23 protein-coding genes, 2 rRNA genes and 1 riboswitch (1 of these 26 running past the window's edge) are annotated in these 21,207 nt (G+C 49.9%); of the genes, 23 read left to right on the forward strand and 2 right to left on the reverse strand.

Going from position 1 to position 21,207, the window contains the following annotated elements; all coding sequences use genetic code 11:
- A 23S ribosomal RNA gene (locus JSQ80_RS10770) occupies nucleotides 1-1,626 on the forward strand (it extends 1,302 nt beyond the left edge of the window).
- A 68-nt stretch (nucleotides 1,627-1,694) separates the two neighbouring features.
- Nucleotides 1,695-1,811, forward strand: a 5S ribosomal RNA gene (gene rrf / locus JSQ80_RS10775).
- A 105-nt stretch (nucleotides 1,812-1,916) separates the two neighbouring features.
- Here the strand turns inward: rrf and JSQ80_RS10780 are convergent.
- A complete protein-coding gene (locus JSQ80_RS10780) occupies nucleotides 1,917-2,288 on the reverse strand; it encodes a hypothetical protein (protein ID WP_240463619.1) in 372 nt (123 codons plus the stop codon).
- Between the two features lie 528 nt (nucleotides 2,289-2,816).
- Between JSQ80_RS10780 and JSQ80_RS10785 the strand changes: the two genes are divergently transcribed.
- From JSQ80_RS10785 to rsmI, 10 genes are all read left to right on the forward strand, one after another.
- Nucleotides 2,817-3,002, forward strand: coding sequence for a sigma factor G inhibitor Gin (locus tag JSQ80_RS10785; RefSeq protein ID WP_206095304.1), 186 nt, complete (start codon nucleotides 2,817-2,819; stop codon nucleotides 3,000-3,002).
- Between the two features lie 150 nt (nucleotides 3,003-3,152).
- Complete coding sequence (locus JSQ80_RS10790) at nucleotides 3,153-4,799, forward strand: aminotransferase class I/II-fold pyridoxal phosphate-dependent enzyme (RefSeq protein ID WP_336245725.1); 1,647 nt, start codon at nucleotides 3,153-3,155, stop codon at nucleotides 4,797-4,799.
- Complete coding sequence (tmk, locus tag JSQ80_RS10795) at nucleotides 4,796-5,461, forward strand: dTMP kinase (protein ID WP_206095305.1); 666 nt, start codon at nucleotides 4,796-4,798, stop codon at nucleotides 5,459-5,461. The genes JSQ80_RS10790 and tmk overlap by 4 nt, the downstream gene beginning before the upstream one ends.
- Nucleotides 5,462-5,503: 42 nt before the next feature.
- A complete protein-coding gene (locus JSQ80_RS10800; protein ID WP_019420265.1) occupies nucleotides 5,504-5,833 on the forward strand; it encodes a cyclic-di-AMP receptor in 330 nt (109 codons plus the stop codon).
- Between the two features lie 24 nt (nucleotides 5,834-5,857).
- Nucleotides 5,858-6,301, forward strand: coding sequence for a YaaR family protein (locus JSQ80_RS10805; protein ID WP_087434312.1), 444 nt, complete (start codon nucleotides 5,858-5,860; stop codon nucleotides 6,299-6,301).
- 44 nt (nucleotides 6,302-6,345) lie between these two features.
- Entirely contained in the window at nucleotides 6,346-7,326 is a 981-nt protein-coding gene (gene holB, locus JSQ80_RS10810; protein WP_206095306.1) for a DNA polymerase III subunit delta', read from the forward strand.
- Nucleotides 7,327-8,127, forward strand: coding sequence for a PSP1 domain-containing protein (locus tag JSQ80_RS10815; RefSeq protein ID WP_019420268.1), 801 nt, complete (start codon nucleotides 7,327-7,329; stop codon nucleotides 8,125-8,127).
- 33 nt (nucleotides 8,128-8,160) lie between these two features.
- A complete protein-coding gene (gene yabA, locus JSQ80_RS10820; RefSeq protein WP_087434314.1) occupies nucleotides 8,161-8,547 on the forward strand; it encodes a DNA replication initiation control protein YabA in 387 nt (128 codons plus the stop codon).
- 126 nt (nucleotides 8,548-8,673) lie between these two features.
- Nucleotides 8,674-9,438 (forward strand): tRNA1(Val) (adenine(37)-N6)-methyltransferase, encoded by a 765-nt coding sequence (locus JSQ80_RS10825; RefSeq protein ID WP_087434315.1) that lies wholly within the window; start codon nucleotides 8,674-8,676, stop codon nucleotides 9,436-9,438.
- Between the two features lies 1 nt (nucleotide 9,439).
- Complete coding sequence (rsmI, locus tag JSQ80_RS10830) at nucleotides 9,440-10,342, forward strand: 16S rRNA (cytidine(1402)-2'-O)-methyltransferase (RefSeq protein ID WP_206095307.1); 903 nt, start codon at nucleotides 9,440-9,442, stop codon at nucleotides 10,340-10,342.
- A gap of 204 nt (nucleotides 10,343-10,546) precedes the next feature.
- On the opposite strand, the gene JSQ80_RS10835 is transcribed toward rsmI, so the two are convergent.
- Nucleotides 10,547-10,801 (reverse strand): AbrB/MazE/SpoVT family DNA-binding domain-containing protein, encoded by a 255-nt coding sequence (locus JSQ80_RS10835; RefSeq protein ID WP_005545514.1) that lies wholly within the window; start codon nucleotides 10,799-10,801, stop codon nucleotides 10,547-10,549.
- Between the two features lie 362 nt (nucleotides 10,802-11,163).
- Between JSQ80_RS10835 and JSQ80_RS10840 the strand changes: the two genes are divergently transcribed.
- From JSQ80_RS10840 to JSQ80_RS10890, 11 genes are all read left to right on the forward strand, one after another.
- Nucleotides 11,164-12,447: an HD domain-containing protein gene (locus tag JSQ80_RS10840; RefSeq protein WP_206095308.1), complete on the forward strand. Its 1,284-nt coding sequence runs from the start codon at nucleotides 11,164-11,166 to the stop codon at nucleotides 12,445-12,447.
- A gap of 102 nt (nucleotides 12,448-12,549) precedes the next feature.
- Nucleotides 12,550-13,317 (forward strand): TatD family hydrolase, encoded by a 768-nt coding sequence (locus tag JSQ80_RS10845; protein WP_206095309.1) that lies wholly within the window; start codon nucleotides 12,550-12,552, stop codon nucleotides 13,315-13,317.
- Nucleotides 13,318-13,509: 192 nt separating this feature from the next.
- A riboswitch (cyclic di-AMP (ydaO/yuaA leader) is annotated at nucleotides 13,510-13,710 on the forward strand.
- Nucleotides 13,711-14,022: 312 nt separating this feature from the next.
- A complete protein-coding gene (locus JSQ80_RS10850; RefSeq protein WP_206095310.1) occupies nucleotides 14,023-15,135 on the forward strand; it encodes a ubiquitin-like domain-containing protein in 1,113 nt (370 codons plus the stop codon).
- Nucleotides 15,136-15,440: 305 nt separating this feature from the next.
- A complete protein-coding gene (gene rnmV, locus JSQ80_RS10855; RefSeq protein WP_087434320.1) occupies nucleotides 15,441-16,013 on the forward strand; it encodes a ribonuclease M5 in 573 nt (190 codons plus the stop codon).
- 5 nt (nucleotides 16,014-16,018) lie between these two features.
- A complete protein-coding gene (gene rsmA, locus JSQ80_RS10860) occupies nucleotides 16,019-16,912 on the forward strand; it encodes a 16S rRNA (adenine(1518)-N(6)/adenine(1519)-N(6))-dimethyltransferase RsmA (RefSeq protein ID WP_206095311.1) in 894 nt (297 codons plus the stop codon).
- Nucleotides 16,913-17,008: 96 nt separating this feature from the next.
- Complete coding sequence (yabG, locus tag JSQ80_RS10865) at nucleotides 17,009-17,902, forward strand: sporulation peptidase YabG (protein WP_206095312.1); 894 nt, start codon at nucleotides 17,009-17,011, stop codon at nucleotides 17,900-17,902.
- A gap of 147 nt (nucleotides 17,903-18,049) precedes the next feature.
- Entirely contained in the window at nucleotides 18,050-18,325 is a 276-nt protein-coding gene (gene veg, locus JSQ80_RS10870; RefSeq protein WP_087434323.1) for a biofilm formation stimulator Veg, read from the forward strand.
- A gap of 176 nt (nucleotides 18,326-18,501) precedes the next feature.
- The gene (locus tag JSQ80_RS10875; RefSeq protein ID WP_087434324.1) at nucleotides 18,502-18,681 is read left to right on the forward strand and encodes a small, acid-soluble spore protein, alpha/beta type; all 180 of its coding nucleotides are present in this window, start codon (nucleotides 18,502-18,504) and stop codon (nucleotides 18,679-18,681) included.
- Between the two features lie 205 nt (nucleotides 18,682-18,886).
- On the forward strand, nucleotides 18,887-19,741 hold the full coding sequence (ispE, locus tag JSQ80_RS10880) for a 4-(cytidine 5'-diphospho)-2-C-methyl-D-erythritol kinase (protein ID WP_206095313.1): 855 nt from the start codon (nucleotides 18,887-18,889) through the stop codon (nucleotides 19,739-19,741).
- 163 nt (nucleotides 19,742-19,904) lie between these two features.
- Nucleotides 19,905-20,753, forward strand: coding sequence for a pur operon repressor (gene purR / locus JSQ80_RS10885; RefSeq protein ID WP_087434326.1), 849 nt, complete (start codon nucleotides 19,905-19,907; stop codon nucleotides 20,751-20,753).
- Between the two features lie 24 nt (nucleotides 20,754-20,777).
- Nucleotides 20,778-21,161 carry a RidA family protein gene (locus JSQ80_RS10890; protein ID WP_206095314.1) on the forward strand — a complete coding sequence of 128 codons (384 nt, stop codon included), beginning with the start codon at nucleotides 20,778-20,780 and terminating at the stop codon, nucleotides 21,159-21,161.
- The last annotated feature ends 46 nt before the right edge of the window (nucleotides 21,162-21,207 follow it).

Consider the following 21,207-nt stretch of genomic DNA (forward strand, 5'->3'; position numbering starts at 1 on the left):
CCGGTATGAGTAACGAAAAGACATGTGAGAATCATGTCCGCCGAAAGCCTAAGGGTTCCTGGGGAAGGCTCGTCCGCCCAGGGTAAGTCGGGACCTAAGGCGAGGCCGAAAGGCGTAGTCGAAGGACAACAGGTTGAAATTCCTGTACCACCGTAAGCCGTTATGAGCAATGGGGGGACGCAGAAGGATAGGGACGCGAGCTGATGGATGCTCGTCCAAGCAGTGAGGCCGGTCAGTAGGCAAATCCGCTGACCATAAGGCTGGGCTGTGACGGGGAGGGAAATTTATAGTACCGAAGGTCTTGATTTCATGCTGCCAAGAAAAGCCTCTAGCCAGGTGAAGGTGCCCGTACCGCAAACCGACACAGGTAGGCGAGAAGAGAATTCTAAGGCGCGCGGAAGAACTCTCGTTAAGGAACTCGGCAAAATGACCCCGTAACTTCGGGAGAAGGGGTGCCTCGGTAGGGTGAATAGCCCGAGGGGGCCGCAGTGAAAAGGCCCAAGCGACTGTTTAGCAAAAACACAGGTCTGTGCGAAGCCGCAAGGCGAAGTATACGGGCTGACGCCTGCCCGGTGCTGGAAGGTTAAGGGGAGTGGTTAGCCGCAAGGCGAAGCTATGAACCGAAGCCCCAGTAAACGGCGGCCGTAACTATAACGGTCCTAAGGTAGCGAAATTCCTTGTCAGGTAAATTCTGACCCGCACGAATGGCGTAACGACTTGGGCGCTGTCTCAACGAGAGATCCGGTGAAATTTTAATACCTGTGAAGATGCAGGTTACCCGCGACAAGACGGAAAGACCCCATGGAGCTTTACTGCAGCTTGATATTGGACTTTGGTACGGTCTGTACAGGATAGGTGGGAGCCTGCGAAGCCGGTGCGCCAGCATCGGTGGAGGCATCGTTGGGATACCACCCTGATCGTATCGGAGTTCTAACCTAGGACCGTAATCCGGTTCGGGGACAGTGTCAGGTGGGCAGTTTGACTGGGGCGGTCGCCTCCTAAAGAGTAACGGAGGCGCCCCAAGGTTCCCTCAGAATGGTTGGAAATCATTCGAAGAGTGCAAAGGCAGAAGGGAGCTTGACTGCGAGACCTACAAGTCGAGCAGGGACGAAAGTCGGGCTTAGTGATCCGGTGGTACCGCATGGAAGGGCCATCGCTCAACGGATAAAAGCTACCCTGGGGATAACAGGCTTATCTCCCCCAAGAGTCCACATCGACGGGGAGGTTTGGCACCTCGATGTCGGCTCATCGCATCCTGGGGCTGAAGTAGGTCCCAAGGGTTGGGCTGTTCGCCCATTAAAGCGGTACGCGAGCTGGGTTCAGAACGTCGTGAGACAGTTCGGTCCCTATCTGTCGCGGGCGTAGGAAATTTGAGAGGAGCTGTCCTTAGTACGAGAGGACCGGGATGGACGTACCGCTGGTGTACCAGTTGTCTCGCCAGAGGCATGGCTGGGTAGCTACGTACGGAAGGGATAAGCGCTGAAAGCATCTAAGCGTGAAGCCCCCCTCAAGATGAGATTTCCCAATTAGTAAGACCCCTTGAAGACGACGAGGTAGATAGGTTCGGGGTGGAAGCACAGCAATGTGTGGAGCTGACGAATACTAATCGGTCGAGGGCTTATCCTAATAACAATGATTCTAGAGCAAATGAAACTTTCGCGTTCAGTTTTCAAGGCGCAATCCTTGAATATCTGTTTGGTGGCGATAGCGGAGGGGTTCCACGCGTACCCATCCCGAACACGACCGTTAAGCCCTCCAGCGCCGATGGTACTTGGACCGCAGGGTCCTGGGAGAGTAGGACGTTGCCAAGCAGACAAAGCCCACTGATGATTTTCATTGGTGGGCTTTTTTCTGTTTATTAGCATGATTTTTTCGTGAAGATACAGAAAAACACCCGCCTGCGGGTGTTTAGATTATTACGCTTTATAGACAGAAAGATCGGACTCGTTCAGCTTCACTAACCCATTTTTTCCTTCGGCCAACGCGGATAATGTACCAAAAATACGGGGGGCCATCAGCCATAAATGCCAAAAAACGAGCTGCAGCGTAAGTCCGATAGGAAGCCAAGGACTAATGATGCCAATGACGATAAACGTAATGAAAGTGGTGTGCCACAATATTTTCGACCAATACCGATGACTGATAAATTGCTGTTCTTGCGGCAGAAAGCCTATCCACGGCATCCGCCATCTCCATGTCCATCTTCCTTTATATGCATAACGGTCAATGACGAAGACAGACCTTCCGGTAACGTAATGCACCCATCCGATAACAATCCATGAAGTCACTACATATGCAATTCCTATCGCACCGCTCATATATATTGCCGCTAAAAATGACAACGCAGCCAAAAAGAGAAACCAAACTGAAAAAGCGCGTACAAACCGGACCTTTTTCAATAGCTGGTAATGGTAAAAGGTTCGATCGCTGTTTAATGAGGACATTGTACGTTTTCATCCCTTTCGTCATCTTGAGGAATAGGTTATATATCGGAATATTATCTATGAAAATGTAGAATAGCTCTGAAAATGCAAAGGGGTACGTTTTCCATAGAAGAAGGACATATCCCTAACTCATACGCATTGAGCGTACAGACACCAAAGCGGCGGGTCGCTCATAAACATACATGTAGAAACCGGGATCCCTGTCATGTAACGAGCAACGGGCCTATTTTTCAATAAATGAAGGGATTAGTGTTAGGGAGACTCATCGTATTCTGTCCATATTAAAAAAGTTATGAAAGCACCTATGAAACTGGTATAAATCCATAGAGTATGGGGCATACTAGCTATAAAACGTCCAAAGGTGGGATTGCCATGGAAAGTCAGGAGACGGCACACTGTATTGTGTGTGGTGAAGCGACGGATGACGGCATAACGGTCGTCAATCAGTTCATTTGTACCTCCTGTGAGCAGGAGATGGTCAAGACCGATGTGCAGGACAAAAAATATCCTTTTTTCATTCATCGTTTAAAACGTCTGTGGGTGCACATTAATGCATAAGGTCATAGGGTGAGAGCTCAATTAATGGGCTCTTTTTTTGCTATTTGGCCAGGAATAAGGATGAAGCCCAGCGTAATATAAGCTACAATTGTAGTAGCAGCTGAACAGTGGCGTTTTTTAAGAACGTACTTGAAATCAGGCAAACTAGAAATGGTGCACACGAAAGGGCATATCGCCATGAACCGAGACGAACTGCAAACCAACAACCGATTATGTGACGCAAGAGCTCCCATAGCGGAGGCTTTGCTTCATTATATAAAAGAAAGACGGGCCTCGTTCCATGTTCCCGGGCATAAAAATGGGGCGGTGTACGCGCAAGCCGTGCAGGAAGCCGCTGAGGAACATCGAGATTTGCTGCAACGCATGGCACAGCTGTTGGCTATCGATGTAACGGAAATTGAAGGTACGGATGACCTTCATCATCCGACGGGAGTCATAGCGGAGGCTCAGCAGTTGGCGGCTCAATGCTTTGGAGCTGAAGAGACGCATTTTCTTGTAGGTGGAAGCACAGTAGGCAATATGGCGCTTCTAATGAGCTGCTGCAGTCAACCTGGGGATCTCATTCTTGTACAGCGGAATGTGCACAAATCTGTTCTCCACGCCTTAATGTTGGCCGGGGCGCGAGCCGTGTTTCTATCTCCGAGAATAGACAGCGGAAGCGGGTTGGCTACCGCGCCGCATGTTGATGCCGTAACGGAGGCTTTGTCAGAATTCCGTGAGGCGAAGGCGGTGTTCGTGACCAATCCGAATTATTACGGTATGGGCATCGATTTGCGGCCTCTTGCTCAGACGGCGCACCAACACGGCATTCCGCTTCTCGTAGATGAAGCCCATGGGGCTCATTATGGACTGCATCCGTCCTTTCCCGGCTCGGCATTGGCAATGGGGGCGGACGGTATCGTGCAGTCCACGCACAAAATGCTGAGCGGCATGACGATGAGCGCCATGCTGCATGTACAAGGGCCTTACGTGGCACGGAAGAGGTTGAAGCAACTGCTGACTATGCTTCAGAGCTCAAGCCCTTCCTATCCGCTAATGGCTTCGTTAGACGTTAGCAGGCAATGGGTTGCCGTCAAGGGGCCACAAGCCTTCGAGCAAGGGCTGGCAGCGGCAATGTGGCTGCGGCGGCAGATGGATAAGTTGCCTAGATTCGAGCTGCTGGACAAGCCAGAGCGCAACGCATCCGCTGAAGAGAACGAGCCGGGCGAAAGGAACGCTCTGACGGCATACGACAATCTCGATCCGTTGAAGGTGGTCATCCGAGAGAAAGACGGCTGCATCAGTGGATATGACTTGCTTGAAACACTTGCGGAATACGGTTGTGTCGCAGAGATGGCAGACCTTCGGCACGTCGTGTTCGTATTCACTCTGGGCACTACGCTGCAGGATGCTAAGCGCTTATTTGAAGCATTGCAATCGATTGCGGTGTCACTAGATAATAAACCTTCATATGATGGTATTGGCGCACAGGCGAACACCCAATCAATTGGAAGTTTGACGTCGTCCAGGTCTCATTCTGAGCCGGTTCCTTTTTCTATCTATGAAGGCAATGTGGGTGCAACGAAGCAAGTTCCTTTGCAGGAGGCGGCGGGCTTGACGGCTGCGGAAGCCGTTATCCCGTATCCTCCGGGCATACCGCTCTTATACCGTGGGGAAACCATTACATCCGCTGCTGTGAACGAGTTGACCAAGCTCGCGGCAGCCGGGGCGAAATGCCACGATGCAGAGGATTACAGCTTGCAGACGATAAAAGTATACGTAACGAAGGACGAGACGGGAAAAGGGGAATTGAGATGACAGACAGACAACGTCCTGGTTGGTTCATTACTCTTGAAGGCGGGGAAGGCGCGGGAAAGACGACCGCAATGCAGCAGCTTGCGGACAGTCTCAATATGCGCGGACTTGATGTAGTCATCACTCGTGAGCCAGGAGGCATTCCGATTGCGGAAAAGATTCGCCACATTATTCTGGATCCGTCCCATACTACGATGGATGCGCGCACGGAAGCGCTGTTGTATGCGGCGGCCCGGCGCCAGCATCTGGTCGAGAAGGTTATTCCGGCATTACAGAAGGGCGCTATCGTATTATGCGATCGCTTCGTTGATAGCAGTCTTGCTTATCAGGGGCATGCGCGCGGCTTGGGAATGGATGCGGTGTGGGAGATCAACCGTTTCGCCATTCACGATACGATGCCGGATGTGACGTTCTGGCTCGATATTGATCCGGAGATCGGGCTCGGCCGAATTGCGGCGAACGATACGCGCGAATTCAATCGGCTCGATCAAGAGCAGCTTGCATTTCATCTGGCGGTGCGTGAAGGATATGCGCGTTTGGCAGAGCTGCACCAAGAACGTATCGTCCGCATCGATGCCAATCAGCCGAGTGAGGGCATTAAACGCCAAATGTTCGACATTTTATATGAAAGAACGCAGGATTTCAGGGTGCGGACGTGTAAGTAAGTAGAATAAACAATCACTGAAGTTATAAGGAGGATGACAGGCATGAAAATGATTGTAGCCATCGTACAGGACAAAGATAGCAACCGTCTTTCCGGTGCACTAGTCAAAGCCAACTTTCGTGCAACAAAGCTGGCAAGTACAGGTGGGTTTTTGCGAGCGGGCAATACGACGTTCATGATCGGTGTCGATGATGATCAAGTTGGTGCCGTCCTGAATGTCATCCGCAACAACTGTAAAGTAAGAGACCAATTGGTAACGCCCGTAACACCGCTTAGCGGCACGACGGATTCTTATATGCCTTTGCCGGTAGAGGTGCAGGTTGGCGGAGCAACCGTCTTTGTATTGCCGGTTGAACGATTTGAGCAATTCTAGACCATTGATTGCAGGTGATATGAAGTGAAAATCAATCCCGGATATCGTCCGCTAGGCCAAGACGTCCGCATGGGTGAGTCGCTGAACAAGCCGGTTCAGCATAAAACGTTCGCAGACATGATGCATCATAGCCATCAGCGTTCCAGCGGCGAGGAGTTGCAGCAGCGGCTGCAGGATATTTACCGGCAAGGCGAACGGCTCGCCAAGTCGATGACAGTGCGAGAGCTGCGCCAGTATCGGACGATGGTGAAGCGGTTCCTGGAAGATACGGTTCGTCAGGGGATGAAGATCCGCGACGCGCGAGGCTGGGATCGCCGGGGACGGAACAAACGCTATAAACTCGTAGATGAAATTGATGAAGCGTTGATTGCATTAGCGGAAGAATTGTTGGAGACCGAGCAGGGCAAAATAGAGCTCTTGCAAAAAGTCGGAGAAATCCGTGGCATGCTAATCAATTTATTATACTGAATCGGACTAACAAGGCATGTTTATAATGGAAGGATTACTAAACGATGTCGTTTGAGCACATATTAGGACAAGAACGCGCGAAGAAAATATTGCAGAATGGTCTGCGTTCGGGTAAGGTCTCACATGCATATTTGTTCAGCGGTCCGAAAGGAACGGGGAAGCTTGGGACGGCACTTACGTTTACGAAAGCACTGTTCTGCGAACAACTGCAGGATGATGCTTGCGATGAATGCCTGTCTTGCCGCAAAATCGAGCATGGCAATCATCCAGATGTGCAAGTGATTTCACCCGAAGGCCAGAGTATAAAAATCGATCAAATCAGAGAGCTTCAGCGAGAGTTCTCCTATCGCACCCATGCGGCTGGGCGGAAGGTGTACATTGTGGAGCAGGCGGAGAGCATGACCGTGCAAGCGGCCAACAGCCTGCTTAAATTTTTGGAAGAACCGACGAGTCCGATTACAGCGATTCTTATTACAGAAAATGGTCAAGCCATGCTTCCTACCATTCAGTCACGTTCGCAATGGGTGCCTTTTACCCCGCAAGATCCGCAAATGATCTGCAGCGAGTTGATAAAACAAGGATGTCCGGCTACGTTAGCGCGCGCCGCTGTTCATGTAGTGAACGGATTGGATGCTGGCATACAGCTGTGCCAACAGAATTGGTTTGCAGAACTAAGAAACGTAATGTTACAATTAGGAAAGGAGTGCGGAACGCGTTTGCCTTCCGCACTTCTTATGGCACAGCAGAAGGTGTTCAAGACCGAGCTTGCAGAGCATGCGGACATGTTGTTTCGTTTGTTCCATCTCTGGTTTCGAGATATGTTGAACTACCAATACAACCGGCAGGACAGCCTTGTCTTTCGAGATCAGCTAGATACGATAGGCAAGTTGGCCTGGACGAAATCGGCTGAAGGGTGGATTCGGTGCATGGATGCGGCGACGGAAGCGCAGAAGCGGGTACGCGCCAATGTAAGTCCGCAGCTTGCGTTCGAGCAGTTTCTGGTTGGGATGCAAGGAGGTACTTGATTGTATAATGTAGTCGGCGTCCGTTTTAAAAGAGCGGGCAAAATTTATTATTTCGACCCGGTCGAGTGGCCGGTCCAGAGGGACCAGCATGTGATCGTCGAAACGGCGCGCGGCATCGAGTACGGCAAAGTCGTCATCGGTCCGAAGATCGTCGGCGAGAACGATGTAGTGCTTCCCTTAAAGAAGGTAATTCGGATCGCCAATGAAGCTGACGCTTCTTTGGTGGAATCGAATCGGCAAGCAGCTAAGGATGCCTTTACCACCTGTATTGAGAAAATACGGGCTCATCAGTTAAAGATGAAGCTGGTGGATGTAGAGTATACGTTTGACCGGAACAAAATTATTTTTTACTTCACGGCAGAGGGCCGCGTAGATTTTCGTGAGCTGGTAAAGGATTTGGCCAGCGTATTCCGCACTCGGATTGAGCTTCGGCAGATCGGGGTAAGGGATGAAGCGAAGATGCTGGGCGGTATCGGCCCATGTGGTCGGGTATTATGCTGCTCCTCGTGGTTAGGTGATTTTGAACCGGTATCTATAAAAATGGCAAAAGACCAGAACTTATCGTTGAATCCTACCAAAATATCCGGTTTGTGCGGTCGTTTGATGTGCTGTCTGAAGTATGAGCATGACAATTACGAAAGCGCCAAGGAAGAGCTTCCGACGGTAGGAAAATGGGTTGTCACGTCGTACGGAGAGGGCAAAGTTGTCGGCATCAATGCCGGCGAGCGAAAGGTGCATGTTCAGCTGGCTGAGATAAGCAAGGTCAAAGAGCTTCCTTTTGACGACGTTGTTGTAAAATAATAAGGCGGACTTTTCACGCTCTGGGGTGGGAACTTGGAGAAGAAAGACATTTTTGCGCAGATTCATGAATTGGAAACGCATATGGGAGACCTTCATCAAGAGCTTGGTGCGCTGAAACTCGTCGTCAAAGAACTGCTGGAAGAGAATCAACGCTTGTGGATGGAGAATCAGCAGTTGCGCAAAGTGCTGCACCACGAACACCATGAACATTTGGAAGCCTTGCCGGAAACAGAGGGAGAATCAGCACCCGCAGCCGATGACCCTGAACTTTTTAACGAGGCCAAGGAAAATGTGGTTGGCGAAGGTTACGACAATTTAGCGCGGCTGTACCATGAAGGGTTTCACATTTGCAACGTGTATTATGGACATTTGCGGACGGAAGGCGATTGTTTGTTCTGTCTGTCCTTCCTAAATAAATAACCGCGGCCGTAGGTGAGCGGGAACGGAATGTTCCCCCGCCTACGGCTTCTTCATATCTAAAGAAGCAGTCTGCTGCACTGCCCAAAAAGCATGCAAGCAGGCAAAGGCAGGGGAGTTATGAGAAAAATGGGTAACACGGTGAAGCTTCAGCCTTCGGAACGGGTTGATGATTTGCTGACGCATGAGCTTAAAATTATTCAAAGCTCCGAAGTGTTCAGCTTCTCCATGGATGCCGTGCTGTTGGCACGATTTGCGTCCGTTCCGGCACGCGGACGGATTATGGATCTGTGTACGGGCAATGGCGTAGTTCCTTTGCTGCTGTCAACACGGACTAAAGCGGACATCGATGGCTTGGAAATCCAATCGCGATTAGCCGAGATGGCAAGCCGCAGTGTGCAGCTTAATGGCTTGCAGGAGCGAGTCACAATTATGGAAGGCGATCTGAAAACGTTTCAGCCGCGGCCGGAGCGTCCGTATTATGAGCTGGTGACCGTCAATCCTCCATACATGCCGATTCAGACAGGGGATACAAAGGTAAATACGCATCAGGCGCTGGCCCGTCATGAAGTGGCATGTACGTTGGAGGATGTTATCCGTGCCGGATCCAGGTTGCTAAGGACAGGCGGAAAGATGGCCATGGTGCATCGGCCTTCCCGCTTGACGGACATGATGGCGCTTATGCGGCAGTACCGGCTTGAACCGAAGCGCATTCGCTTTGTTCACCCGCGGGCAGGTACGGAAGCCAATATGGTGCTGATTGAGGCTGCTCGGGACGGTAAGCCGGATGTGCGGTTGCTGCCGCCGCTAATCGTATATAATGAAGGAAATGAATATTGCGAGGAATTAATGGACATTTATTATGGTCAAGCCTCGCAGTTGAAGGATGGATAATATGGACATCACCGAACAATATAGTTATCAAGATGCTTCCGGCACAAGCGGCGCGCTCTATTTGGTCGGAACGCCGATTGGCAATTTGGAGGATATGACATATCGAGGCGTACGAACACTGACCGAAGCAGATATCATTGCCGCAGAGGATACGCGCGAGACGCGAAAGCTCCTGAGTCATTTTGAAATTCACGGGAAAACGCTGTACAGCTATCATGAGCATAATAAGCAGGCCAGCGGCCCGGAGCTGGTTCGGCTCATGCAAGAAGGGAAGCGTATCGCCCTTGTGAGCGACGCCGGGCTGCCGGCCATCTCCGACCCCGGGGCCGATCTGGTCCGGATGGCGGTAGAAGCCGAACTTCCCGTCATTCCGATTCCAGGCCCCAACGCGGCGCTTTCCGCGCTTATCGCCTCGGGGCTGCCGACCGAACGGTTCACGTTCGCAGGCTTTCTGCCCCGCGACAGGAAACGCGCCGAGTCCATGCTGGCGTCACTCACGGCAGAGGCCGGCACGCTTCTCTTCTATGAGTCGCCGCATCGTGTCGCCAAGACACTGGAACGTATCATGAATACGTTCGGCGGGAACCGGCGCATGGCGCTGGCCCGTGAATTGACGAAGCGATACGAGCATTTCGTTCGTGGAAGCGTCAGCGAATGTCTGGCTTACGTACAGGAACATCCGCCGCTAGGCGAGTACTGCATCGTGCTTGAAGGGATCGGCGAGGACGAGGCCGCTGCAGCGGAGGCCGGCCAGGCTTGGTGGCAGCCACTAAGTGAAGAAGAGCACGTAGCGCATTACGAAAGAGAGCAGCTTATTTCTCGTAAAGAGGCAATGAAGCTGGCTGCCAAAGATCGCGGCGTCTCAAGACGGGACATTTATCAAGCTTTGCTGCGAATGGAATGAAGAAGCTTGTGGGGAACTCCATTCCGCCAACAGCGTAACCGATGGAGAGCGACAAGCATCTTGACGTGCTGAAGGGCGTGGAACCCGCGCCCCACAACAAAAAAAGACCCTCATGGTTGGGTTCAAAACCATGAGGGCATCAAGGAAGATATGAAAAAGGTTAGAATTAACATGTGTGATTAGTGCTATTATATACTATTTTTCTTATTTTGTCACAGGTTGAGGAATTTCCGATATACATTCGTGACAAACAATTTTTCCTTTAAAGTATGTAACGTTTTCGGCATTACCACAGAAGATGCATGCAGGCTCATATTTTTTAAGCATAATGCGCTCTCCATCCACATAAATTTCCAGCGCATCTTTCTCACCGATTCCAAGGGTGCGGCGAAGCTCGATTGGAATGACGACACGACCCAGTTCATCAACTTTGCGAACGATACCAGTGGACTTCATCATAGTTTAACGCTCTCCTCTTTAATTACATAATAAGTCACAATTCGACAAATTTCTAATTTGGCTGTTTATTATCGTACCAACCATTCCCAAATTAGTCAACCTGTAAAATTCGTAGATATCGTGCTAATTTATGGTTTTTAGCATTTTTTTAACTGAATTTTAACTATTTTTTACGATTTAGTACTCACATTTGCACTTAGATGGTGATTTTTGTTAGGAAATAAAGGGAAACGCGGATAAACAAAACCTTTTCGACAACTTCATCAATTTTGAAAACGATGTCGAATAATATATGAATGTGAACCTTTAATAACGAATGTCTTGAAAATTTGAATCAAATGATTAGAAGGGAGTGAAGATCCATGTTAAAAGAAGAAAAGGTATTTAAAGACCCGGTACATAATTATGTCCATGTCCAGGATCGCACGATTTGGGATCTCATCAATACGAAAGAATTTCAACGCTTGCGCCGCATCCGCCAGCTTGGAACGTCATACTTGACGTTTCACGGGGCAGAGCATAGCCGATTTTCCCATTCACTCGGTGTATACGAAATAACGCGCCGCATCATTTCTCAATTCGAACGCAACGGCTACGAGGACTGGCCGCAGGAACAAAGCCTGGTAGCGTTATGTGCTGCCCTGCTTCATGATGTGGGGCACGGGCCGTTTTCCCATTCCATTGAAGAAGCGTTCGGGATGTTCCATGAAGATTGGACATGCCGCATTATATTGGAAGATTCTGAAATCCATCAGGTGCTTAGCCGGATTGATCCGGCATTTCCTGAGCAGGTAGCAGCGGTCATTCAAAAAACGTACAACTATCCGATTGTCGTCAACCTGGTGTCCGGTCCGCTTGATGCGGATCGCATGGATTACTTGCTTCGGGACGCCTATTTTACCGGTGTCAATTACGGAACTTTTGATATTGACCGGATACTGCGGCTTGTGCGCCCATATAAAGAGCGGATTGTCGTAAAGGAAAGCGGAATGCATGCGGTGGAGCATTACCTGCTCTCGCGTTATGAAATGTATTGGCAGGTGTATTTTCACCCTGTTACACGCAGCTCGGAAATGGTGCTGAGGCACATTTTCAAACGGGCCAAGGAGCTTTATTTGCAAGGCTACTCGTTCCGCTACTTTTTGGAGCCGCTGGATGCGCTGTTTGAGGGTACGATGACAACGGCACATTACGTGCAGCTTGACGAGGCTTTTGTTCAGACTGCATTTATGCAATGGATGAATGAACAGGACAAGCTTCTTGCCGACTTGTGTCAACGATTTATCGAGCGTAAACTGTACAAGTATATTGAAGTCGACGAGTTGAATCCCGAGTGGGTGGAACGGCTATGTCAGGATTGGCATGCGGCAGGCTTGGATCCGGAATACGATATCATGTTCGATTCCCCTTCAGATAATCCATATGATGTGTATCGTTCGGGAGAGGAACCGACGCAGCAGCATATATTGCTGTGGGATGGCCATGACCAAGTGATGGAATTGTCTAAAAAATCGGATATCGTGCGTTCCATCAGCGGCATTCGCCGCGGGAACCACTATATTTATTTCCCGATGGACAAACTTAAAGCGGTAGAGCACCGGCTCACGGACGAAGTAAAGCGGATGTTCCTGAAGCGTGGAAAATGAGCCAAAAGATGGATTGATGGATGAAACTCGGCACAACGCTTTCATAAATTATGAAGCAATGAAGGCAGTACTCATTATATTTTGGAAAAGGAGCGCATCGACGTGCTATTTGATACGCATACCCATTTGGACAACGAAGCATTTAACGAGGACCGCGAGGCAGTCATCGCCCATGCAGTGGAGCAGGGCGTTACGCGTATGGTCAATGTCGGCTTTAACCGCGAGACCATTCCCACAACAATGGCGTTAGCTGAGAAATATGATTTCATCTATGCGGCGGTAGGCTGGCATCCGGTAGATGCTATAACGATGAAGCCGGAAGATATCGATTGGATTGCCGAGCTTGCCAAGCATGACAAAGTCGTCGCCATCGGAGAGATTGGCCTCGACTATCATTGGGATACATCACCGAAGGATGTTCAGCAGCGTGTATTTCGTCAGCAGATCGGACTGGCCCGGGAGTTGAACATGCCAATCGTCATTCATAACCGCGAGGCTCATGAAGATGTGGTCCGTATTTTACGTGAAGAGAAGGCTAGTGAAGTCGGCGGGATTATGCATTCCTTTTCCGGCAGCTGGGAGACCGCAAAAGTGTGTCTGGAAATGGGGTTCTACCTTTCCTTCGGCGGCCCGATTACGTTTAAAAATGCAAAACAGCCCAAAGAAGTGCTTGTCAAGGTGCCTAATGACCGATTGCTCATCGAAACGGACTCCCCTTATTTGACTCCGCATCCTTTTCGCGGGAAAAGAAACGAGTCTGCACATGTGCGTCTCGTAGCGGAAGCGGGAGCGCAATTGAAGGGAATGGAATATGAAGAATTTTGCAGAATAACGACCGAAAACGGAGTGACATGTTTTGACATACGGTGAAAATCAATGAAAAACCGATGAAATAAAGTTCTAGACCACAAGATAAGTGGATTTGTTCAAGAAAAATCGATTTTGTTACTTTTTTTTAACCCTTTTTGACTTAAAACGTGATTGATACCGTCTTTACAAGGTGATTGCAAACACGATATGATTTCTCACAGATGTTCGTAAACACTTGAATATTGTTCCAACCAACCAGTATCGCTTAATCTCCATTACGGAGAGCGGGGGAACCAAAGCGTGAGCAGTTCGGAATGAATACATGTTCATTCATCCGGAATGCATCCTAGGGGTGAGTTCTGAACAGTCGAGCCATGAGCCGGCGAGTTCAGATAGGGCGACTCTCAAGCCCGAACCCGACAGCTAACCTCGTCAGCGTATCGGAGAGAGGGGTCCTCGCGCGTCCTACACTGTTGACGTTTGGGTTTCATTTGGGAAGCCACGACAAGAGTCGCCTCTTACGCTAGGCTTCTTTTGTTTTCTCTTGAAACTTCTTTTCTCGAATAAAGAAAAGAAAGACGTCATAGGGTGTAAGAAATAGGAGGTGGGAGCAGCCGTTACTGGAGTTGGTGTGAAGAATTCGACCATGGCTTGCGTATAAGCCCGACAGATGAACGTATTCTTCACAAACATTCTTGATATAGTCGCGTCAGATGGAATCATGCAAAACACTCGACGGCGGGACTATGTAAGGAGGACCGAGAAGTGGGAGAGATCGTTAATGATGAAACCCATGAACCCCGATCATCCAGCATGTCGCTCGCAATGCGATGGAAGCATGAAAATGTACGTGTCGTGTCTGTCATTGCTGCTGTTGCGGTTGTTATCACGTTGATTATGGTATTATATATGTATGGTGCATCGAAGAAGACACTGTCCGTCCGCGTAGATGGACAAGAGCACGCTTTGGAAACACGCCAAGAGACGCTGCGCAATGTTTTGGATGAGCATGCGATAGCGTTAGGTGCGCATGATGAAGTATCCAAACCGTTGGATGCGGAAATAACAGATGGCGACAACATCGTCATCGAACGCGCATTGCCCATTAACGTGATGGTAGACGGACAGAAGAAGACACACTATACGACCAAAAAATCGGTGAGCGACGCTTTAGCAGCGCTCCAAATACCCGTTAAAGAAACGGATAAGATATACCCGAGTAAAGATGCTGCCGTTGCAAACAATATGGACGTTCGTATCGTGCGCGTCAGCAAGAACGTAGTAGAGCGGAAAGTGAAGGTTCCATTCCAAGTCGTCAAGAAAGCTGACCCTAGCTTGTTGAAGGGGAAGACGAAGACGGTTCAAAAGGGGAAAGAAGGAATCGTCGTCCAAAAGATTGAAAAAGTTTACGAGGACGGAAAGCTTGTATATTCGCAATTAGTGGATAAGTCCGTTCAGACGAAGCAGGTCAATCAAATTTTAGCCTACGGAACGAAGAAGGAACCGGAAGTGGCGGTTCTGTCGGCAAGCTCTTCGAATGCCCGTTCCGGTAAAGTCGGCTTCAGCTACAAGGATATGCTGGAAAACGTTCAATTAACTGCTTATACGGAACAAGAAGGCTCTGCTGGAGCGAAGACCGCTTCCGGAACCAAGGTGGTTGAAGGGCGTACGATTGCGGTAGATCCGAAGCTCATTCCGCTTGGATGGTGGGTGTATATCGAAGGCATCGGCTTCCGGCGCGCGGAAGATACAGGCGGAGCGGTTAAAGGCAAAATTATTGACGTTTATTACGATAGCAAAAGCGCAGTACGGAAGTTTGGCCGGAAAAAGGGCCATACGGTATATGTGATCGGTCCGGTGAAGCCGGAAGCGAATTAATTGATGTGATGACGAGGCAGAGGACTTCCGGTTTGCTGCCGTGTATTTAGGATATAGTAATGGATAACGATTTATGTCATGCTAAGGAGAGGGAGATCCCTCTTCTTTTGTGCTTTTTAGAGGTACTTTAGGAAGGCCACTTTTCAGCACCGAGAAGGTTGCAAGAACCCGAAGAAGGAGGAGCGGAGTGCAGGCGAGACTGCATGAGTACCGGACTTCAAGGGTGAATGCAAGATTCGATGCCGAGTCACATCTTGAGATGCTTCGTGATCAAAAGTGGGGGACATGAGGAAGGAGCAAGAACGTTGATACGAGAAGTAATCGTCGTAGAAGGAAAAGACGACACCGTCGCCATTCAGCGCGCCGTGGAGGCCGATACGATCGAGACAGGGGGATCGGCACTCAATGACATGACCATTCGCCGCATCGCTTTGGCGCAAGAGCGGCGCGGCGTTATTATATTTACGGATCCCGACCATGCCGGAGAGCGAATACGCAAGCTGATCGCAGCACAGGTTCCCGGCTGCAAGCATGCGTTCTTGCCAAGGCACGAAGCGATTGCGAAAGGGGATCTCGGGGTGGAGAATGCTTCCCCGGAAGCGATACGCAAAGCGCTGCAGCAGATACGTACAGAAATGCCGGCGCTCCATGCGGAGCTTACGTGGACAGATTTGGTGGAAGCGGGGTTGACGGCTTATGCAGGTTCCGCCGAACGCCGCAGACAGCTGGGTGAACGATTGGGTATCGGTTATTGCAATGCGAAGCAGATGCTTAAACGCTGCGCCATGTTTCAAATCGGGCGGAAAGAGTTCGAACAGGCATTGAATGAATTGGATCCATACAATCTTGCCGCGCAACAACAGCAGAAGGAGACATGAATCGAATGAATCAATCGTTTACGGATATCGCAACACCTTCGCGAACGAAGGAAATTGTTCGCAAGCACGGCTTTTCTTTTAAGAAGAGTCTGGGACAAAATTTCTTGATCGATATGAATGTGATGCGGCGCATTGTCGACGCAGCCGAGCTGGATGCCGCTACAGGAGCTTTGGAGATTGGTCCGGGGATTGGAGCGCTTACGGAACAGTTGGCGAAGCGGACAGGCCGTGTAGCGGCTGTAGAGATTGATCAGCGTCTCATCCCCATCTTGGACGAAGTGATGGAACCCTATCCGAATGTGCAGGTCGTTCACGGCGATGTGCTGAAGGTAAATTTGCGGGAGCTGTTCCGCGAACAGTTCCATGGAGTGGAGAAAGTTAGCGTTGTGGCTAATCTTCCCTACTATGTGACCACGCCGATTATGATGAAGCTGTTGGAGGAGCGGCTGCCGCTGAAGCATATTGTCGTCATGATTCAGAAAGAAGTGGCTGAACGAATGGCTGCAAGTCCGGGGGGCAAGGAATATGGCAGCTTAAGTGTGGCCGTGCAATACTATGCCGTGCCAGAGCTTGTTTGCACCGTTCCGGGTACGGTCTTTATTCCGCAGCCCAATGTAGAATCTGCCGTTATTCGACTGCGCGTGCGGGAGGAACCGCCTGTTCAAGTGGCGGACGAACAGCGTCTGTTTGAGGTCGTGCAGGCCAGCTTTGCTCAGCGGCGCAAGACGCTATGGAACAATTTGAAGGCGCGCTACGGCAATGTGTGCGGGACAGAGTCTTTGGCCGAAGCGGTTGCGTCTGCAGGCATTGAACCGACAAGACGGGGAGAGACGCTGTCTCTTGAAGAGTTCGCCCGCTTAAGCGATTGCATCGGACGTGCGGTGGATGCGGCTGGATAAGCTTCTGCATTGCCTAGCCAACTAGACGATCGCCAATATAGGCAATCACCAAATTACACTTTTGCCCATAGGATGGTTGAAGAGGTGATCGATCCTATGAAGCAAGGAGATCTGGTCGTACGCAAGTCATACGGCGGCGATATTACATTTCGCATCGATGCGGTTTTTCAGGATATGGCGGTTATAAAAGGGACTGAATTTCGTCTGCTCGCCGATTCTCCGGTTCAAGACTTGGTCAATGTATCGGAAGCAACGATTAAGCGTCGCACACAGCAAGCTCATATCCATATGCTGGAATCGGTGAAGTCAATTGAACAGCATCAACGCCAACAGACCGAACGCCGCCGCGCCGAGTTTAAATTTTCCGAGGTCCCCAATTCGTCTGCTTATTTCGATATGCCTGGCAAGGTACTTCATTTGGATGGCGACTCGAACTATTTGCAGAAGAGCATGGCGATATACAATCAGCTTCGGGTGCCGGCCGAGGGGCATTACGTGCATGAGTCGAACATGGCGGATATGCTGTACCGCTTGCTTCCGCGCGTCCATCCGGACATCGTCGTCATTACGGGACATGACGGAGTGCTGAGAAGCGTGAAGGATAGGGATTTGTACAGCTTGCAGAGCTATAAAAATTCGCAAAACTTCGTGAAGGCCGTCCAAATCGCCAGACAGTTCGAACGCCATCTTGATTTACTGACCGTCGTAGCGGGAGCATGCCAATCCCACTTCGAGGCGCTCCTGCAGTCAGGAGCGAACTTCGCCAGTTCCCCGGGCCGGATTATGATACATGCGTTGGATCCGGTGTATGTCGCTGTAAAGGCTTCCTATACGTCCATAGGTGAGACGGTGCAGATCGGCGATATTACGTCGCATACGATGACGGGATTGGATGGATTGGGCGGAATCGAGACACGGGGGAGCTACCGGGTTGGAATGCCGAAATGGAAAGATTTGTCTAGTTTGAATGTAACACCATCCGTAATTTGAATAAAAAATGATGAATTGTAGAAACTTAAGAAATTGGGCAAAAAAACACATTGACACCTAACAAACCTTGTTGTTATAATTATTTATTTAATTTGACATTTCCTCTAACTTTGTTTATAATGGACAAGGAAAGAGGTGGTAGCTACAATGGCGAGAAATGCGCTATTTGAAATTCGTCGCTGTCTTGAAGCTCATGTCGGCCAGAAGATTTTGCTCCGTGCAAACGGTGGTCGTCGTAAGACGATTGAACGCACGGGTGTGTTGGAAGAAACCTACCCTTCTGTATTTATTGTCAAGTTGGACCAGGAACAGAACGCGTTCAAACGGGTGTCCTATAGCTATGCAGATATATTAACAGAATCGGTCGAAGTGACCGTATGCGCCGAGAACGGCGAGCTGAAGATCGAATACGTTCGTGGTTGAACGTTCATGACGGGCAGTCCTTTATGGGCTGCTTTTTTGTTGCCCACAAATATGATCGGGTCGCAGCGAATAACCCTTTTTGCTCTAACCAACATTATAGATACACGCCTCGCGCAGCGTATTGAAATGCGCACATTTTTGGAATCGGAACGGATTCCGCCGAAGGAGGTATGACGATGGGTCGAAGAAGGCGCAGCAGCTTTATGTCTGAGGAGTTGAAGTACGAATTAGCAAAAGACCTCGGCTTCTATGACACCGTTGCCCAATACGGATGGGGGGCCATCCGAGCCAAAGATGCAGGAGATATGGTCAAGCGCGCCATTCAATTGGCCGAGCAAGCCGCAGCGAAGAAATAATCGATTGTTGTCCCAAAAGAAGCGAACGGAATGACATCATCGTCACTTCTGTTCGCTTTCCTTATTCAGTGTTTGGTTATGGTTGGACCATGGAAAAAAAGGCAAAGCTGGTATCAATGATATCCCGTTCTACGCGAATGACTTGCCAAGTAGAGTCTGTTATAATAACGTAAGCGATCCGTAGGATAAAGAAGGGTGAACGCGAGTGAAAGTATACGAGAAGGCGCCAGCCAAGATTAATTTGCTACTGGACGTGTTACGCAAGCGTGAGGACGGATATCACGACGTCGAAATGGTAATGACGATGGTGGACTTAGCGGACCGTCTCGAAATGGACGAACTGCCTCGCGACACGATTATCATCTCCAGTCAAGCAGGTTACATACCGTTAGATGAGAAGAACTTGGCGTTCCAAGCGGCAAAACTAATTAAAGAACGATATGAAGTGAAGCAAGGCGTATATATTCATCTGGACAAAAAGATACCTGTCGCAGCGGGCTTGGCCGGAGGCAGCAGTGATGCTGCAGCGACGCTGCGCGGCTTGAACCGGTTATGGCGGCTTGGCATTTCGGACGAGGAGCTGCAGCGGTTAGGTGCGGAGCTTGGTTCGGATGTGCCGTTCTGCGTGACGGGAGGCACGGCGATTGCCCGGGGGCGGGGCGAAAAGCTCGAAATGATCGAGAACCCGCCGCAATGTTGGGTAGTGCTTGCCAAGCCGCCCATTAACGTGTCTACGGCCGATGTCTACGGACGTCTGAGGGTGCAGCATATTCAGGAGCATCCTTCCTTGGCGGGGATGCTGCAGGCAATCCAAGGCCAAGACTTTCATGCCTTGTGCGAATCGCTAGGCAACGTGCTGGAGGACGTGACGCTGCCGATGCATCCGCAGGTGCAGCAGTTGAAGGAAGCAATGGAGAAGCTCGGCGCAGAAGGCGTGCTCATGTCTGGAAGCGGCCCGACGGTATTTGGCTTAGTGTCCAAGGAATCGAAGATCGCACGGATTTACAATGGCCTGCGCGGGTTCTGCAAGGAGGTATACGCCGTCCGCATGCTCTCCTAAAGGTTAACTTTTGATCACGAAGTGTAACGACATGATGGAGCTTAAGGCAATTTCGTTACGAAAAATGAAATTTTTGTCTTGACAATCTGTTGTTGTCTTGATAAATAACGTACATTCATGTAATATCAACAATATATTATTCGGTTTTGAGCGAGGAGTTACGATGAAAAAATTGAAGCGCAGCGCTCGTCTGGTCGAAATGACACAATATCTCATGTCTAATCCGCATAAGCTCATCCCTCTCACAACATTCGCTGAACGGTATGGGGCCGCCAAGTCTTCCATCAGCGAAGATTTGGCTATTATTAAGGAAGTGTGCGAGACGGAAGGAACAGGCGAATTGCTCACGCTGGCTGGAGCGGCTGGCGGGGTGAAATATATCCCGAAATGCGGCCCTGATAAGGCTTTGCCTGTTATTGAGTCGTTATGCACAGCAATGGAGCAACCCGATCGGATGCTTCCAGGCGGCTACTTTTATATTACGGATATATTAGGACAACCTGGACTGATGAACGATGTTGGCCGGATGTTTGCATCGGCTTTTGCTGGACGTGATATCGATGTGGTCATGACGGTGGAGACGAAAGGGATACCAATTGCATATGCTACGGCAGCCCACCTTAATTTGCCGGTTGTATTAGTTCGCCGCGACCATGTCGTAACGGAAGGTTCAGCGGTCAGCATTAACTACGTGTCTGGCTCCCAGAAGAGCATTCATACGATGACGCTGGCGCGGCGGGCTTTGAAGGAACGTTCGCGTGTCCTTATTGTGGACGATTTTATGCGGGCTGGCGGTACCGTGCACGGCATGGTGGATTTGCTGCACGAATTCGACGCTACCGTAGCGGGAGTCGGCGTGCTGGTAGAGTCGGAAGACGTGTTGAAAGAGGAGCGCTTGCTGACTGATTACGTCTCTTTGATTCGCGTGTCCGCGTCGGAGCCGCGATCACGTCAGTTGATAGTGAAACCAGGGAACTATTTTGATAATCATGAAGTCATGATCGAACGATAAGCATCACCAAGAGGAGGTCTTTCTATGTCTAATGCATTAGAAATGATTGCGACAACCGAGGCGCCGGCTGCCATAGGTCCGTATTCCCAAGCAGTCAAATGGGGCGATCTCGTATTTACCTCCGGTCAAATCGCACTGACTCCAGAAGGTCAGTTGACGGAGGGCGGCGTCGAGGAACAAACGCACCAAGTATTCCGCAATTTGCAGGCCGTTTTGAAAGAAGCGGGCACTTCTTTGGATAATGTGATAAAAGCCACTGTGTTTCTAAAAGATATGAATCAGTTCGCACAAGTCAACGCCATCTATGAATCGTACTTCGGTTCCCATAAGCCAGCACGCTCCACGGTTGAAGTAGCGCGGCTTCCCAAAGATGTGTTTGTCGAAATTGAACTCATTGCAGCGATATAAATCGAAGCTTGTCGAAATGGCTAAAGAAGGTTAAAAAAATTCAAAA

This window comes from Paenibacillus apiarius (assembly GCF_017052585.1).
Classification (GTDB): Bacteria; Bacillota; Bacilli; order Paenibacillales; family Paenibacillaceae; genus Paenibacillus_B; species Paenibacillus_B apiarius.

Bases quoted from the DNA above. Each gene is read 5' to 3' on its own strand.
- JSQ80_RS10785 (WP_206095304.1), top strand. From the start codon at position 2,817: ATGGAAAGTCAGGAGACGGCACACTGTATTGTGTGTGGTGAAGCGACG.
- JSQ80_RS10790 (WP_336245725.1), top strand. From the start codon at position 3,153: ATGGTGCACACGAAAGGGCATATCGCCATGAACCGAGACGAACTGCAA.
- tmk (WP_206095305.1), top strand. From the start codon at position 4,796: ATGACAGACAGACAACGTCCTGGTTGGTTCATTACTCTTGAAGGCGGG.
- JSQ80_RS10800 (WP_019420265.1), top strand. From the start codon at position 5,504: ATGAAAATGATTGTAGCCATCGTACAGGACAAAGATAGCAACCGTCTT.
- holB (WP_206095306.1), top strand. From the start codon at position 6,346: ATGTCGTTTGAGCACATATTAGGACAAGAACGCGCGAAGAAAATATTG.
- JSQ80_RS10825 (WP_087434315.1), top strand. From the start codon at position 8,674: ATGGGTAACACGGTGAAGCTTCAGCCTTCGGAACGGGTTGATGATTTG.
- rsmI (WP_206095307.1), top strand. From the start codon at position 9,440: ATGGACATCACCGAACAATATAGTTATCAAGATGCTTCCGGCACAAGC.
- JSQ80_RS10835 (WP_005545514.1), bottom strand. From the start codon at position 10,801: ATGATGAAGTCCACTGGTATCGTTCGCAAAGTTGATGAACTGGGTCGT.
- JSQ80_RS10840 (WP_206095308.1), top strand. From the start codon at position 11,164: ATGTTAAAAGAAGAAAAGGTATTTAAAGACCCGGTACATAATTATGTC.
- rsmA (WP_206095311.1), top strand. From the start codon at position 16,019: ATGAATCAATCGTTTACGGATATCGCAACACCTTCGCGAACGAAGGAA.
- yabG (WP_206095312.1), top strand. From the start codon at position 17,009: ATGAAGCAAGGAGATCTGGTCGTACGCAAGTCATACGGCGGCGATATT.
- veg (WP_087434323.1), top strand. From the start codon at position 18,050: ATGGCGAGAAATGCGCTATTTGAAATTCGTCGCTGTCTTGAAGCTCAT.
- JSQ80_RS10875 (WP_087434324.1), top strand. From the start codon at position 18,502: ATGGGTCGAAGAAGGCGCAGCAGCTTTATGTCTGAGGAGTTGAAGTAC.
- purR (WP_087434326.1), top strand. From the start codon at position 19,905: ATGAAAAAATTGAAGCGCAGCGCTCGTCTGGTCGAAATGACACAATAT.
- JSQ80_RS10890 (WP_206095314.1), top strand. From the start codon at position 20,778: ATGTCTAATGCATTAGAAATGATTGCGACAACCGAGGCGCCGGCTGCC.